General features: G+C 49.8%; 17 protein-coding genes. 9 read left to right on the top strand and 8 right to left on the bottom strand.

The genetic code is table 11. The annotated features are described in order from the left end of the window. Positions 1 to 36: 36 nt before the first annotated feature. From NNO02_RS13100 to NNO02_RS13090, 3 genes are all read left to right on the top strand, one after another. Entirely contained in the window at positions 37 to 987 is a 951-nt protein-coding gene (locus NNO02_RS13100) for a phosphoglycerate dehydrogenase (protein WP_271454974.1), read from the top strand. Positions 988 to 1052: 65 nt separating this feature from the next. Next, entirely contained in the window at positions 1053 to 2372 is a 1320-nt protein-coding gene (locus tag NNO02_RS13095) for an MFS transporter (protein WP_271448874.1), read from the top strand. 184 nt (positions 2373 to 2556) lie between these two features. After that, complete coding sequence (locus tag NNO02_RS13090; RefSeq protein ID WP_271454973.1) at positions 2557 to 3753, top strand: sugar transporter; 1197 nt, start codon at positions 2557 to 2559, stop codon at positions 3751 to 3753. Between the two features lie 34 nt (positions 3754 to 3787). Here NNO02_RS13090 and NNO02_RS13085 read toward each other — a convergent pair whose 3' ends face one another. Then, complete coding sequence (locus NNO02_RS13085) at positions 3788 to 4453, bottom strand: MarC family NAAT transporter (protein WP_137383095.1); 666 nt, start codon at positions 4451 to 4453, stop codon at positions 3788 to 3790. A gap of 257 nt (positions 4454 to 4710) precedes the next feature. Between NNO02_RS13085 and marR the strand changes: the two genes are divergently transcribed. From marR to marB, 3 genes are read left to right on the top strand one after another with little or no spacing between them, the layout of a single operon-like run. Then, the gene (gene marR, locus NNO02_RS13080; protein WP_137383096.1) at positions 4711 to 5145 is read left to right on the top strand and encodes a multiple antibiotic resistance transcriptional regulator MarR; all 435 of its coding nucleotides are present in this window, start codon (positions 4711 to 4713) and stop codon (positions 5143 to 5145) included. 18 nt (positions 5146 to 5163) lie between these two features. After that, entirely contained in the window at positions 5164 to 5547 is a 384-nt protein-coding gene (gene marA / locus NNO02_RS13075) for an MDR efflux pump AcrAB transcriptional activator MarA (RefSeq protein WP_003032424.1), read from the top strand. A gap of 30 nt (positions 5548 to 5577) precedes the next feature. Next, entirely contained in the window at positions 5578 to 5796 is a 219-nt protein-coding gene (marB, locus tag NNO02_RS13070) for a multiple antibiotic resistance protein MarB (RefSeq protein WP_005122747.1), read from the top strand. A 31-nt stretch (positions 5797 to 5827) separates the two neighbouring features. Here marB and eamA read toward each other — a convergent pair whose 3' ends face one another. Then, positions 5828 to 6727 (bottom strand): O-acetylserine/cysteine exporter, encoded by a 900-nt coding sequence (eamA, locus tag NNO02_RS13065; RefSeq protein ID WP_271442134.1) that lies wholly within the window; start codon positions 6725 to 6727, stop codon positions 5828 to 5830. Between the two features lie 198 nt (positions 6728 to 6925). Here eamA and ydeE point away from each other — a divergent pair, with 198 nt between their 5' ends. Then, positions 6926 to 8113: an efflux MFS transporter YdeE gene (ydeE, locus tag NNO02_RS13060; RefSeq protein ID WP_271442135.1), complete on the top strand. Its 1188-nt coding sequence runs from the start codon at positions 6926 to 6928 to the stop codon at positions 8111 to 8113. A gap of 40 nt (positions 8114 to 8153) precedes the next feature. On the opposite strand, the gene urtE is transcribed toward ydeE, so the two are convergent. From urtE to urtA, 5 genes are read right to left on the bottom strand one after another with little or no spacing between them, the layout of a single operon-like run. Beyond that, on the bottom strand, positions 8154 to 8852 hold the full coding sequence (gene urtE, locus NNO02_RS13055; RefSeq protein ID WP_271454972.1) for an urea ABC transporter ATP-binding subunit UrtE: 699 nt from the start codon (positions 8850 to 8852) through the stop codon (positions 8154 to 8156). Positions 8853 to 8861: 9 nt separating this feature from the next. After that, positions 8862 to 9659: an urea ABC transporter ATP-binding protein UrtD gene (gene urtD, locus NNO02_RS13050; RefSeq protein WP_271442137.1), complete on the bottom strand. Its 798-nt coding sequence runs from the start codon at positions 9657 to 9659 to the stop codon at positions 8862 to 8864. Next, positions 9659 to 10732 (bottom strand): urea ABC transporter permease subunit UrtC, encoded by a 1074-nt coding sequence (gene urtC, locus NNO02_RS13045; protein WP_271454971.1) that lies wholly within the window; start codon positions 10730 to 10732, stop codon positions 9659 to 9661. Before urtC ends, urtD begins: the two co-directional genes overlap by 1 nt. Beyond that, entirely contained in the window at positions 10732 to 12306 is a 1575-nt protein-coding gene (gene urtB / locus NNO02_RS13040; protein ID WP_271448879.1) for an urea ABC transporter permease subunit UrtB, read from the bottom strand. Before urtB ends, urtC begins: the two co-directional genes overlap by 1 nt. 43 nt (positions 12307 to 12349) lie before the next feature. After that, positions 12350 to 13621 (bottom strand): urea ABC transporter substrate-binding protein, encoded by a 1272-nt coding sequence (urtA, locus tag NNO02_RS13035; RefSeq protein ID WP_271454970.1) that lies wholly within the window; start codon positions 13619 to 13621, stop codon positions 12350 to 12352. A 485-nt stretch (positions 13622 to 14106) separates the two neighbouring features. On the opposite strand from urtA, the gene mgtS reads away from it, so the two are divergent. After that, entirely contained in the window at positions 14107 to 14202 is a 96-nt protein-coding gene (gene mgtS / locus NNO02_RS13030; RefSeq protein ID WP_003032406.1) for a protein MgtS, read from the top strand. Next, positions 14202 to 14246, top strand: a complete 45-nt coding sequence (locus tag NNO02_RS23855) for a hypothetical protein (RefSeq protein ID WP_424953288.1) — start codon at positions 14202 to 14204, stop codon at positions 14244 to 14246. Before mgtS ends, NNO02_RS23855 begins: the two co-directional genes overlap by 1 nt. A 238-nt stretch (positions 14247 to 14484) precedes the next feature. Here NNO02_RS23855 and NNO02_RS13025 read toward each other — a convergent pair whose 3' ends face one another. Next, on the bottom strand, positions 14485 to 15411 hold the full coding sequence (locus NNO02_RS13025; RefSeq protein WP_271454969.1) for a diguanylate cyclase: 927 nt from the start codon (positions 15409 to 15411) through the stop codon (positions 14485 to 14487). Positions 15412 to 15520: the final 109 nt, after the last annotated feature.

The following is a 15520-nucleotide window of genomic DNA, read 5'->3' as shown; positions in this document are numbered from 1 at the left end:
GCGGCGGCAACGCCGCTTAACTAACAGGATTGTGTTATGAACGTCATCTGTACATCACCTTCATTTGCCAAATACGATCAGCGGCCGATCAAACGGCTTAACGACGCAGGACTTGAATTAATCATGCTACCTGCAGATGCCGGTTTAGAAGCGCTTGCACCTCATCTGGAACAGACAGTGGCAATGATCGTCGCTTTTACCGATGTTAATGCCGAACTAATCGCGGCGGCACCGAATCTGAAAATCGTCTGCAAACACGGCGTGGGTGTCGATAATATCGACCTCAATATTACGCGTGAAAAAGGTATTTTTGTTACCAATGTGCCGGATGCCAATAAGCATGCCGTCGCAGACTTTGCGTTTTCCCTGATCCTTAACTGTGCACGTCAGCTCCCCTATGCGATTGAACAAACCCGCGCGGGAAACTGGCCACGAATCTTCGCCTCCGATGTATATGGAAAAACGATTGGCATTATTGGGTTAGGTAACATCGGTAAGCAGGTTGCACTGCGAGCCCGCGGCTTTAATATGCGCGTACTGGCTCACGACGCATGGCAGGATGCACAGTTCGCCGCAGATAATCACATTGAATACGTTTCGCTCGATGAACTAACAGAACAAAGTGATTTCATCACGTTACACACACCGCTGACGCCAGAAACCAAAGATCTCTTTGATTTAGCACAGATGAAAAAAATGAAAAGCAGTAGTTATCTCATTAACGTTTCACGCGGTGGTGTTGTTAATGAAGAGGATCTCTTTCTGGCTCTGACGCAGGGTGTCATTAAGGGTGCTGCTGCCGATGTCTTTCTACAAGAACCGTGCAATTCACACCCCTTATTTGCGCTCGATAATTTCATACCTACTGCACATATCGCAGGATATACCGAGGGGGCGATCAGCAATATCGGCGAGCAATGCGTTTATAACATCATTGAACATGTCATTCATCAGCGTAAGCCTAAAAACATCATGAACGGATTATAACATTGTGGAGATAACCCTACCCTTTCCACAATAATAAAAATGAACATCTACCATGGGCCAGATATATGAATAATTTTGCAGAAAAATCCCGAATTCGTTGGTGGATTGCGGGATTAATGTGGCTTGCTATTGCAATTAACTATATTGACCGGACGGTATTATCGGCTGCTGCACCTCACCTCATTGATGAGCTAAAACTCGATCCTGAAATGATGGGGTTTATTATGGCGGCGTTCTTTTGGTCATATTCTTTACTGCAAATACCAGCAGGTTGGTTTGCAGACCGTTTTGGTCAGAAAAAAGGTCTGGGTTTTGCCGTCGCGTGGTGGTCAATCGCCACCTCAATGATGGGGTTAGCCACTGGATTTAAATCTCTACTCGCATTGAGACTTGCTCTGGGCGTCGGTGAGGCCGCCGCCTATCCAAGCAATGCAGGGATCGCTGCGCGTTGGTTCCCGGATCGGGAAAGAGCCACCGTCTCAGGATTGTTTGACAGTGCCTCTAAATTTGGTGGTGCCGTCGCGATGCCGCTTATTGTCTGGATGATCTACCAGTTTGACTGGCGGATGACATTTCTGATTATTGGTGGTGTAGGCGTTTTTTGGGTCATTGCCTGGTATTTTATTTATACAGAAAACCCGGAAGACCACAAAAGGATCAGTGCAAGCGAAATTAAACATATTCGCGAAGGGCAAAAGCAAAAACACGGCGACAAATCCGTATTACCGATGCGTTGGTATAAACTGTTGCGCTACCGGAATATTTGGGCAATGTGTATTGGTTTCTTTACCATCAACTATACATCCTATTTCTTTATTACCTGGCTGCCCACTTATCTGGTAAAAGACAAAGGAATGGATTTTATCAAAATGGGGATGGTTGCCGCCCTGCCATTATTATGTGGGATGGTGATAGAAGTCTTTGCCGGCTGGGCCTCTGACCGTATGGTACATAAGCGGGTCCTGTCACTGACTGCCACAAGAAAATTATTTCTGACAATCGGGTTGTTAATGGCTTTATGTATTGGTTTTGCCCCTTTCACTGATTCCGTGTTTATGACCGTGTTTTTACTGTGTGTGGCGAAATCAGGCACCACGGTTGCCGCCTCGCAGGTCTGGGCATTACCGGGTGACGTTGCGCCTAAAAACAGCGTATCGATTGTTGCAGGGTTACAGAATACTGTCTCCAATATGGGGGGCGCGGTGGGACCCATTATTACCGGTGCCATTGTTGCAGCGACTGGCTCCTTTACCTGGGCGCTGGTGTTCTCTGCCGCACTGGTGGTTCTGGGAATTTTGAACTATCTATTTTTGATGGGCAAAGTTGAGCCAATCATCGACAGCGAACATGAAGCGTTGTGCATGAAAGAAGCGCAGCAGCACTAAATTCGCTCTGGCAACGGCATTCTCCGGTCAGTCAGTCGTACTGACCGGCTTTATCTTTTCTAGTAACACACCCCGTTATCATCCGCAAAGCAGCGTGATCTTAATCACGAAATGATTGTATTTTCACCAGTAAACGTTTTAAGATCGCCACCTCTCCTTTTTGCAGCTAACCCGATTTATACATATGACAACAAACACTGTTTCCCGCAAGATCGCGTGGCTACGGGTAGTTACGCTTGCTATTGCCGGTTTTATTTTCAATACCACTGAGTTTGTCCCGGTCGGTTTGCTGTCCGACATCGCGCAAAGTTTTAATATGCAAACCGCGCAGGTTGGGATCATGTTGACGATCTACGCCTGGGTGGTGGCCCTGATGTCGTTGCCATTTATGCTGCTCACCAGTCAAATGGAACGACGTAAGCTTCTGATCTGCCTGTTTGTGGTGTTCATTGCCAGCCATGTTCTCTCTTTCCTCGCATGGAACTTCACTGTACTGGTCATGAGTCGCATTGGGATTGCCTTTGCCCATGCCATCTTCTGGTCAATTACCGCGTCACTGGCTATTCGCATGGCCCCTGCCGGGAAACGCGCACAGGCGTTGAGCCTGATTGCCACCGGTACCGCACTGGCGATGGTATTAGGCCTGCCTATCGGGCGTATTGTTGGGCAATATTTTGGCTGGCGTACCACCTTCTTTGTCATCGGTATGGGGGCGTTAATCACGCTTCTTTGCCTGATTAAGCTGTTGCCTAAACTACCAAGCGAGCATTCAGGCTCATTAAAAAGCCTGCCACTGTTGTTCCGTCGCCCTGCGCTGATGAGTTTGTATTTGTTAACGGTGATAGTGGTGACCGCACACTACACGGCTTACAGTTATATCGAACCGTTTGTCCAGACGGTCGCCGGGCTGAGCGCTAACTTTGCCACCGTGCTGCTTCTGGTCCTCGGTGGAGCGGGTATTATTGGCAGCGTTATTTTTGGCAAGTTGGGTAATCAGTATGCCTCGGTGTTGATAAGCGGGGCTATCGCCCTGTTGACCCTGTGCCTGGTGCTGCTACTGCCTGCTGCCGATAGCGAAATGCACCTTGCGGTCCTGAGTATTTTCTGGGGCATTGCCATTATGGTGATCGGTCTGGGAATGCAGGTGAAAGTACTGGCGCTGGCTCCGGATGCCACTGACGTCGCAATGGCGCTGTTCTCCGGTATCTTTAATATTGGTATTGGCGCGGGGGCGCTGGTGGGAAATCAGGTAAGTCTGCACTGGTCGATGTCGACGATTGGTTACGTCGGCGCACTCCCTGCCGTTGCCGCGCTGATCTGGTCAGTGATTATCTTCCGCAAATGGCCGGTAACGCTGGAAGAGCAACCACAGCAGCAATAAGAAACGGGCCCGGTAGACATACCGGGCCCGTTGTTTAATGGTAGGTTTGGATGATTTCCAGCACGCCGTTAATAATAAACTGCACACCCATACATACCAGCAGGAAGCCCATCAGACGGGAAATAGCTTCGATCCCCCCTTTCCCCACCAGCCGCATAATTCCGCCAGAACTGCGCAGACATCCCCACAAGATAATCCCGACGACGGCAAAAATAATGGGTGGCGCAACCATGATCACCCAGTCCGGGAATTCGGAGCCGTGACGCACGGTGGAGGCCGAACTGATAATCATTGCAATCGTCCCCGGGCCGGCAGTACTCGGCATTGCCAGCGGAACAAAGGCAATATTGGCCGTCGGTTCGTCTTCCAGCTCTTCGGATTTGCTTCTCGCTTCCGGAGACTCATGCGCTTTCTGCTGAGGGAACAGCATACGAAAGCCGATAAACGCAACGATTAACCCGCCCGCAATACGCAATCCGGGAATCGAAATCCCGAAAGTATTCATCACCAGTTGCCCGGCGTAGTACGCGACCATCATGATGGCAAACACGTAAACAGACGCCATTAATGACTGACGGTTACGCTCTGCGCTGTTCATGTTGCCGGCTAACCCGAGAAACAACGCCACGGTGGTTAACGGGTTGGCTAACGGTAACAGGACTACCAGCCCCAGTCCTATCGCTTTAAACAAGTCCATCATAATGTCATCTTTCCTGTGCGTTAATCGTCAACGGCAAGTATAAGGTGAAATCGCTGAGATAAGCCATTGTAGCGATGTAAGGATTCATTTTTCATCCTGGCGGATAAACCAGAATTATCAAAACGTTAAAAATAGATGCGCCATTCGCCGGGCCTGATGATTTAGCAAAACGTGGCATGCGGAGACTCATTCATTTGACTTATATTTGCCTAAGCAATAATATCAGCCGTGACTAACTACTTGCCAGGGCAACCATTGTGAAAAGCACCAGTGATCTGTTCAATGAAATCATCCCACTGGGTCGTTTGATCTACATGGTTAATCAGAAAAAAGATCGTTTATTAAACGACTATTTGTCACCGCTGGATATCACGGCATCGCAGTTTAAGGTGCTCTGCTCCATCCGTTGCGCGGTGTGCATTACCCCTGTCGAATTGAAAAAAGTGCTGTCTGTCGATCTTGGCGCCCTGACACGGATGCTGGACAGACTGGCCTGTAAAGGCTGGATAGAAAGGCTTCCGAATCCACATGACAAGCGCGGCGTGCTGGTGAAACTCACCGAAGACGGCGCAGCAATTTGCGAGCAGTGTCATCAATTAGTAGGGCAAGACCTGCACCAGGAACTAACAAAAAACTTAACGGCGGAAGAAGTAGCAACACTTGAGCATTTGCTTAAGAGAATCCTGCCGTAAACAGAAAGAGGTATGACGATGTCCAGACGCAATACTGACACAATCACTATTCATAGCATTTTGGACTGGATCGAAAATAACCTTGAATCGCCACTCTCGCTGGAAAAAGTGTCTGAGCGTTCAGGTTACTCCAAATGGCACCTGCAGCGGATGTTCAAAAAAGAAACCGGCCATTCATTAGGTCAATACATTCGTAGCCGTAAAATGACTGAAATAGCGCAAAAATTGAAAGAGAGTAACGAACCGATCCTCTATCTTGCGGAGCGTTACGGTTTTGAGTCTCAGCAAACGCTGACCCGGACATTCAAGAACTATTTTGATGTACCGCCGCATAAATATCGGATGACGAATATGCATGGCGAGTCCCGGTATTTGCTACCGCTCAATCAATGTAATTGCTAATCGCCAGTTAACGACGTAACCGAGGAAATCATGAAACTTCTGTCTTATGCGATGCTGGCCCTGCTGCTTGTTGTGTCAGGCCAGAGCATGGCGGAACAGACCCCGCAGCCAACAACGCAAAATAATCGCGACGCGATGATTATGCCCCCTGCGCACGATCAGTCACCGTTCGATTTTAATCATATGGGTGCCGGCAGCGATAAATCCGATGAGTTAGGCGTGCCTTATTACAATATGCACAGCCTGTAATTTTTAGCCCCGCCACTGCGGGGCTTTTTTTTTAGCCCCGCGCCTGTGCAATCTTGCGCAGTCGAAAACCGAACACGTTGATATACAACCCCGCCATGATCAACAACGCACCAAGCAGTTGCAGTCCGGTTAACGTTTCATCCAGCAGCACAGCGGCACTGGCCAACCCCACCACGGGTACCAGCAACGACAGTGGCGCAACACGCCAGGTTTCATAGCGCCCCAGCAAAGAACCCCAAATGCCGTAGCCCACAATGGTCGCCACAAAGGCCAGATACACCAGGGACAAGATGGTAGTCATATCGATCGCCACAAGACTCTGCACGATTTGCGTTGGGCCATCAAGCAATGCCGATGCCAGAAAAAACGGAACCACAGGAATTAATGCGCTCCACACCACCAGCGACATGACCGCTGGACGCGAAGTATGCTGCATAATTTTCTTATTAAAGATATTGCCGCAGGCCCAGCTTAGTGCCGCCGCCAGCGTCAACATAAAGCCAAGCATACCGACATGTTGTCCATTGAGACTCGCCTCAATCAATACCAGTACACCAAACACCGCCAGCGCGATACCGACCAGTTGCTTCCCCTGCAAACGCTCGCCAAAGGCGAACGCCCCCAGCACGATAGTGAAAAACGCTTGCGCCTGTAAAACCAGCGATGCCAGACCGGCAGGCATCCCAAACTTGATGGCGCTAAACAGAAAAGCGAACTGACCGAAGCTGATGGTCAGGCCATAGCCAAGTAACAGCGAGAGCGGGATCTTCGGGCGGGCAACAAAAAAAATCGCGGGAAACGCCACCAGTAAAAAGCGCAAGCCTGCCAGCATCAACGGCGGCATATTGTGCAAGCCCACTTTGATGACGACAAAGTTAAGCCCCCATACCACGACAACCAGTAACGCCAACAACCCATCTTTACGCGACATACCACCGCCCCTGCAAATATTAAATTTTTGTAAACAAGTTAAGGTAACGGAAATCGTTGTACCGTAACAGATCATTAATTCAGGTAGGCCACACAGGGCATTTTCAGACAACTTATTGAGTGTACATCACACTTTTAGCATGCTATTTGTTTCTGATATCTAAAAAAAACATAACAACATGCGCTGTCGGGCAAAAAAATGAATATCTCGCTGAGAAGGTCGACCCTTGCATTACTCGCGTCATCATTACTATTAACCATTGGGCGCGGAGCCACGCTGCCATTCATGACGATTTACCTCAGTCGTCAGTATGGTCTGGGTGTCGATCTGATCGGTTATGCAATGACGGTAGCACTGACTATTGGCGTCGTTTTCAGCCTTGGATTCGGTATTCTGGCCGATAAGTTTGAAAAAAAACGCTTTATGCTGCTGGCAATTGCGGGTTTCGCATCCGGCTTTATCGCGATTCCTCTGGTGCATAACGTTGTGGTAGTGGTTCTGCTCTTCGCGCTGATCAACTGTGCCTACTCCGTGTTTGCCACCGTGCTGAAAGCCTGGTTTGCCGACAACCTCTCTGCCACCAATAAAACAAAGATTTTCTCACTGAACTACACCGTGCTGAACATCGGCTGGACCGTTGGCCCGCCGTTGGGCACGCTGCTGGTCATGCAAAGCATTAACCTACCGTTCTGGTTGGCGGCCATATGTTCAGCCTTCCCACTGGTATTTATCCAGACATGGGTAAAACGTTCTGCAATCCCATCCGAAGGTTTGAACGCGGCAGTATGGTCACCCTCGGTTCTGCTACGCGATAAAGCATTATGCTGGTTTACGTTGTCTGCTTTTCTGGCTTCTTTTGTCGGTGGTGCATTTGCATCCTGTATTTCTCAGTACGTGATGGTGGTTGCCGATGGCGATTTTGCTGAGAAAGTGGTGGCAGTTGTTCTGCCCGTCAACGCGGCAATTGTAGTATCGCTGCAATATGCTGTCGGACGCAGACTGACGTCTGCAAACATCCGCCCGCTGATGGCTGCAGGTACACTGTTTTTTGTTATCGGTCTGGTCGGTTTTACCTTCTCTGGCAACAGCCTGCTGTTCTGGGGGATTTCAGCCGCCTTTTTCACCATTGGCGAGGTCATCTATGCACCGGGTGAATACATGCTGATCGACAACATCGCACCGGCGGGCATGAAAGCCAGTTACTTTTCCGCCCAGTCACTGGGCTGGCTTGGCGCGGCGGTAAACCCATTAGTCAGCGGGGTCATCCTGACCACTCTGCCCCCATGGTCGCTGTTTGTCGCACTGATGGTGGCGATTGTCCTTGCCTGGGCGTTAATGATAAAAGGCATGCGCGCCAAACCCTGGAGCCAACCGGCAGTCTGCTGAACATTACGGCGACAGTGCCATAACTGCACTGTCGCCTGATTCAGATGGCAACCAACCCACGCACCCCTTCTGCTGCCATGTTTTCACCTGATCCGCGTTGAATAATGCTTCCCCGCGACATTAACAGGTATTTGTCCGCAAGCTGTTCGGCAAAGTCATAAAACTGCTCCACCAGCAATATAGCCATATCACCACGATGGGCCAGTTGGCTGATAACCAGGCCAATCTCCTTAATGACCGAAGGCTGAATTCCCTCTGTTGGTTCATCGAGGATCAACAACTGCGGGCGACTGGCCAGCGCCCGGGCAATAGCTAATTGTTGCTGTTGCCCGCCCGATAAATCACCGCCCCGCCGGTATTTCATCTCCTGTAATACCGGAAACAACGCATAAATTTCATCAGGTACACGTTTTGCCTCTTGTGCTGAAAACCGGGAGAGTCCCAACAGCAGATTTTCTTCCACCGTCAGGCGAGGAAAAATATCGCGGCCCTGTGGCACATAAGCCACCCCCGCCTGCACCCGCTGATATGGCTTACGGTGAGTCATGTTTTTACCCTGCCAGATAACGCTGCCGCTGCGGGTTGGAATCAGCCCCATCAGGCACTTCAGCAGTGTTGTTTTGCCAACCCCATTACGGCCCAGCAGACATGTTACTTCACCGATACACGCCTCAAAACTCACACCGCGCAGGATATGGCTGCCGCCATAGTATTGATTTAGTTCATTTACCTGTAGCATCAGCACTCCTTAGCGTCCGAGATACACTTCAATCACCTGCTCGTTGGCCTGAACATCGCGTAGGCTCCCCTCGGCCAGCACCCGCCCCTGGTGCAATACCGTAACGTGATCAGCAATGCTTTCAACAAACCCCATATCGTGCTCAACCACCATCAGAGAATGTTTTCCGGCAAGCTGGCGAAACAGTTCAGCGGTGTATTCCGTCTCGGCATCCGTCATCCCGGCAGCCGGTTCATCCAGTAGCAGCAAATGCGGCTCCTGCACCAGCAACATACCAATCTCCAGAAATTGTTTCTGTCCATGCGAAAGGAGGCCGGCACGACGGGCGCGTTCGTTACTCAGTCGCAACAGCGTCAATATGTCATCGATGCGATCCCGCTGTTCTCCCGACAAACTCGCCCGTAAGGCACTCCAAACGGATTTATCATTTTTCATCGCCAACTCGAGGTTCTCTTCCACCGTCAACGCTTCAAATACGGTCGGTTTCTGAAATTTGCGACCAATGCCCTGGCGAGCAATGGCGATGGCGTCGAGTGATGTTAAATCAATGGATTGATCATAAATCGCCTGCCCACTTTGCGGTTTCGTTTTACCGGTGATGACATCCATCAAGGTGGTTTTTCCCGCGCCATTGGGTCCAATAACGCAGCGTAACTCTCCAACCCCAATATTGAGCGTCAAATCTGTTAGCGCCTGGAAACCATCAAAGTTAACGTTTATTTTTTCCAGTTGGAGCACCGGATCTGTTTGATTGCGAAAACGATCGCCTGGCATCTGGCGGGTAAAAAGTCCTTCATCTGGCTGCATTATTTGTCTCCCTTGCGAAAAAGACCAATCACGCCGCGAGGCAAAAACAGCGTAACGCCAATAAAAATCAGGCCGAGAAACAATTGCCAGTATTCCGGCATAATGACGGTAAACCAACTTTTAGCGCCGTTCACCAGCAGCGCGCCAAACACCGGGCCAATCAACGTACCGCGCCCACCCAGTGCGACCCAAATCGCGGCTTCAATTGAATTGGTTGGGGACATTTCACTGGGGTTAATGATGCCCACCTGCGGAACATACAACGCCCCCGCCAGCCCGCACAGGACTGCTGAGAGCGTCCACACCAGGAGTTTGAAGCCCTTTGGGTCATACCCGCAGAACATCAACCGATTTTCAGCGTCGCGAACGGCCGTCAAAATGCGGCCAAATTTACTGCGAGCCAGCGCCAACCCGATCCACAGCGCCATAACCAGCAGCACAACTGTCGCCAGGAACAACGCGATACGTGTCGTGGTCGCCGTCACCGAAAATCCCAGAATAGTGGTAAAACCGGTAAATCCGTTATTACCACCAAACCCGGTTTCGTTACGGAAGAACAGCAGCATGCCGGCAAAGGTGAGTGCCTGCGTCATGATGGAGAAATAGACGCCTTTTATTTTTGAACGGAAGGCAAACCAGCCAAACAACAACGCTAGCAAACCTGGCACCATAACAACCAGCACCATCGCCCAAAGAAAATGCTGTGTTCCCCACCAGAACCACGGAAGTTCAGTCCACGACAGGAACGACATAAACGCGGGCACCCCAGCACCAGATGCCTGGCGCATCAGGTACATCCCCATCGCATAACCGCCCAGCGCAAAGAAAATACCGTGGCCCAGCGACAGCATTCCGGCATATCCCCACACCAGATCCAGGGCGACGGCCACAATGGCATAACAGAGAATTTTCCCGACCAGTGTCAGTGTCCAGACAGATATCGCCAGCGGATGATCCGCAGGCAGAAGTGCGAGAAATGGCAGAATAATCAGTGCCAGCAGTAAAGTCAGCCCCAGCACACCGGTAATACGCGGCGCTTTGCGCGCCAGCGTTAATGTCATTGGCATCGTCATCAGTCAATGACCCTCCCTTTTAGCGCAAACAGCCCCTGCGGACGTTTTTGAATAAACAGAATAATCAGCACCAGTATCATAATTTTGCCGAGAACTGCCCCAACCTGCGGTTCGAGAATCTTGTTGAAAATCCCCAACCCAAACGCCGCCGCGACGCTCCCGGCAAGCTGTCCAACGCCACCCAGCACCACCACCAAAAATGAATCAATGATGTAGCTTTGCCCCAGTTCTGGTCCCACGTTGCCCAACTGCGATAGCGCCACCCCTCCCAGTCCGGCAATGCCGGACCCCAGACCAAACGCCAACATATCCACCCGCCCTGTGGGAACACCGCAGCAGTCAGCCATGCTGCGGTTTTGCGTCACCGCACGCACGCGCATACCCAGACGGGTTTTATTCAGCAACAACCAGGTGAAAAACAGCACCAGAATGGCAAATCCCAGTACCACAACCCGGTTCCATGGCAAAATCAGATTGGCATAGACCTGCATACCACCTGACAGCCACGCCGGGTTAGCTACCTCCAGGTTTTGCGCACCAAAGGTCATACGCACCAACTGGATCAGCATCAGGCTAATCCCCCATGTTGCCAGTAGCGTTTCAAGTGGGCGTCCGTACAAATGGCGGATCACTCCGCGCTCCAGCAGCATTCCAATTGCGGCGGTCAGCAAGAAGGCAACCGGCAGCGCAATCAGCGGATAAAAGGCTAACCACTGAGGGAAAAACTGGCTCATCAGTTGTTGCACTATCCAGGTACAGTAAGCGCCAAGCATCAGCATTTCACCGTGCGCCATATTAATGACGCCGAGCAGACCGTAGGTGATAGCCAGCCCCAGCGCCGCCAGCAATAAAATAGACCCCAGCGATAATCCCATAAACGCCTGGCCAAGCAGCTCTCCAACCTTCATTCTATGTCCGATGGTATTCAGGCTTTCGCTGGCGGCAGCGCGTACGCGCGCATCGGGTTCATGCTCCACCTGGGTGAAAGGCTGTAACCGCGCTTGTGTTTCAGGATCATTGGATGCGCCCAGCAATTCGATGGCCTGACGCCTGACTTCGGGCGAAGTACTGTTCAGTTGCAGGTTTGCCAGAGCAGCGGCAAGGGTGGATTTCACGCCAGCATCCGTCTCCTGCAGCAGCCTGTGCTGCAAAAATGGCAACATGTCTGGCAGTGCTTCACGCAGTAATGTCCGGGCGGCAGTCATTCTCAAGGTGACACTGTCACCTAAAAGTTGATGAATAGCCAATGTGCCAGCCACCAGATTACGCAGGCGGTTAGTCAGGCGGATTTTTTTTAATTCGCCGCTGGGCATGCTGGCCGCCCCCAGTGATTGCACATGCGAACCGTTCATCGTGAATGCATTTTTAGCGTCATCGGTCAGCAGGTTTTCGCCACTCAAGGCATTAAGCAAAGGTAAACGCTGCACATCGGGGTTAATCGCCCATTGTTCCAGTAATGTCGCCTGCTGTGTCCGACTGGCCGCAGCGAAAGTATCGGCATCTGTTGCCTGCGCTATCCACGGCAAAAGCCACGTCAGCAACAACACACCACGAATAAAGCGCCTGGCTTTCATGATAGCGTTCTCCTATTGGGCCCTCCCACAGGAGGGCGTAAGATCAGTTGCTGGCGGTTTTGACGGGCTGCTCAGATTTTTTATCATTCCCGGCGATATACGGGCTCCACGGTTGGGCACGGACCGTGGCATCCGTTTGCCATACCACGTTAAACTGACCGTTGTTTTCGATTTCGCCAATCATGACGGGTTTATGCAGGTGGTGGTTCGTTGTATCCATTGTCAACGTAAAGCCAGAAGGTGCAGCGAATGATTGCCCCGCCATGGCTGCGCGAACTTTATCCACATCCGTCGTCCCCGCTTTTTCAACAGCCTGCGCCCACATGTGCAGGCCAACATACGTTGCTTCCATCGGATCGTTCGTGACCACAGAATCAGCATTCGGCAGTTTGTGTGCTTTCGCATAGGCGCGGTAATCAGCGATAAATTGCTTATTGGTGGCATTATCAACGGATTCAAAATAGTTCCAGGCCGCAAGATTGCCTACCAGGGGTTTGGTATCAATACCGCGCAACTCCTCTTCTCCAACAGAGAAAGCAACGACTGGAACATCGGTCGCTTTCAGGCCCTGGTTTGCCAACTCTTTATAGAACGGAACGTTAGAGTCGCCATTAATGGTAGAGACCACTGCCGTTTTCCCCCCTGCGGAGAATTTTTTGATGCTGGCAACGATGGTCTGGTAATCGCTGTGACCAAATGGGGTATAAACTTCTTCAATGTCTTTATCCGCAACGTCTTTTGAATGCAGCCAGGCACGAAGAATTTTATTGGTTGTTCGCGGATAGACGTAGTCGGTGCCCAGCAGGAAGAAACGCTTTGCACTGCCACCGTCTTCACTCATCAGATACTCAACCGCCGGAATGGCCTGCTGATTGGGCGCTGCGCCGGTATAGAAAACGTTAGGTGACATCTCTTCACCTTCGTACTGTACGGGATAAAACAACAGGCCGTTTAACTCTTCAAATACCGGCAGTACCGATTTGCGCGAAACCGATGTCCAGCAACCAAAAACCACCGCCACTTTGTCCTGGCTTAACAACTGACGGGCTTTTTCGGCAAACAGCGGCCAGTTTGACGCCGGGTCGACCACTACCGGCTCCAGTTTTTTCCCCAGTACACCGCCTTTGGCGTTGATCTCATCAATGGTCATCAACGCCACATCCTTCAGCGGTGTTTCAGAAATAGCCATTGTCCCGGACAACGAATGCATGATGCCAACTTTAATGGTGTCGGCAGCCTGTACGCAAAAACTCATCCCCATAGCCACAACAGAGGCCGAAAGAGCAAAGGCTTTTAATAATGTACGACGCTGCATAGTTTCACTCCTGAAAGTAGACTTGCTGAAAGCTCCGGTGCTACCGGGCAGACAAAACGGTGCAAATTAAGGGTGTTCAGAAGTGATAAGGCAAAAACAGTGCCAGATATAAAAACAACAGATAATTCAAAGAATTATAAATATCATCAATGAGGCGCGGATAAAAAGAAAGCATCGTCATGACGGTAAGAGTGAAGAATTGAACCACCATGACACAGTGTTGCATTATAAACGTGCAACATATTGTGTCCGGACAACCCGACAGCTGCCACGGATTACAGGATAACATTGTGATTATTTGTTGATGGGGGTACCCGTTTCGTCACTATTATTTATTTTCTTCGACGAGAAAAGGCCATAACTTTACATTTCAGACGAAATAATCACACAGTTCACTCTTTGTTTAAGTTCGAATTGCTACTATAGTCATTAACGAGGTGAAATTAAGGTAAGAGAGGAAACTCATAGATAAAGGAGCATTTACTATGCTGGGTAATATGAATATTTTTATGGCTGTTCTGGGAATTATTTTATTTTCCGGTTTCTTGGCCGCGTATTTTAGCCACAGATGGGATGATTGATGAACGGAGATAGTCCTGCACCGAACCGGCCCCTTGTAGCGTAACTGCACAAGGGGCCATTTTTTTATCTGCTTCCCTTCCCTGAATCATTTCTCTGAATTACAGGTAAAAAAAACCGCCGGAAAACCAGCGGTAAATGCTTGCATGGATAGATTTGTGTTTTGCTTTATCCGTTATCTGGCAATTCCCTGCGAAGATAACGAATAGTCGGCTAACATATCATCGACAACCACAATGGAAGTTAAACGAAACGTAACTACAACCGATCTGCGCTGATAAAATTCACGCTCTGACGAGCGGTGCCAGTTGATCATTGGTGCCAACTAACGTGATTTTTTCTTTTTCATCCATAAACATGCAGCGATTCCTGCCTGTCTGTTTCCCCTCATACATGGCTCTGTCAGCACGTCCAAGACCGTTGTCCAGCGTTTCACCCTGTTGAACTCTGGTAATGCCAGCCGTTACCGTTATACCGATTTCGCCTTCTGGGTAAGGGATTTTTTTCTGGCCAATCAGATGACAAAGACGCAACCCTGCCTGGCACGCCTGCTCGTCCGTTTTGGTTCGGATGATGACAATGAATTCCTCACCACCATAGCGATAGGCAACCTCATCGTATCGAGTCCATGATAATAAATTTGACGCCAGGTTACGCAATACCATGTCACCAACCAGATGCCCGTAGGTATCATTAACATGTTTAAAGCGGTCGATATCCAGCAACAATATGTACAGGTTAAGCGGCTCAGCATCGAGTAACTGCTGATCAAACGACTCATCAAGCATTCTTCTGCCAGGCAAACCTGTTAAGACATCAATATTACTGCGAATAGTCAGTAAATATATTTTGTAGTCCATGACCGCAGACGTAAATGCCAGTAACGCATCCTGGAAACTGTCGAAATGCCATGAATGGCTACGCTCTTCCACGATTGCCAAGAGCAATTCCTTGCCTAACAAATGCATTTTCTCGTGAGTCGCGTTAATCTTGCTGACATAACTACATTCATCATCATCGTGCTGTGGATGGTCTTTGAGCCACTGCCCAAATTGACAAACGAAGTGAGCGTCATCGCCCGTAATATCAGGCTGAGTAACGTCTGATGACACCACACAGCGAAACATTTTCACTAGCCACTTATAATGAGCATCAATTGATTTGTTAAGTCCGATTAAAATTGCATCTATTTCCTTCGTTCTTCTGATCATCACGGTTTCCTTCCCTGTATGAACATTTAGACATGGGTATTTTAGCGCCAAAAAGGAAAACTTATGTAAATTTTTTAATAGTAATTAATGCTAAGGAAAGTAAATAAAG

Source organism: Citrobacter sp. Awk 2 (assembly GCF_028069815.1).
In the GTDB taxonomy this organism is placed as follows: Bacteria; Pseudomonadota; Gammaproteobacteria; order Enterobacterales; family Enterobacteriaceae; genus Citrobacter.
This window is presented reverse-complemented; position numbering and strand designations above follow the sequence as displayed.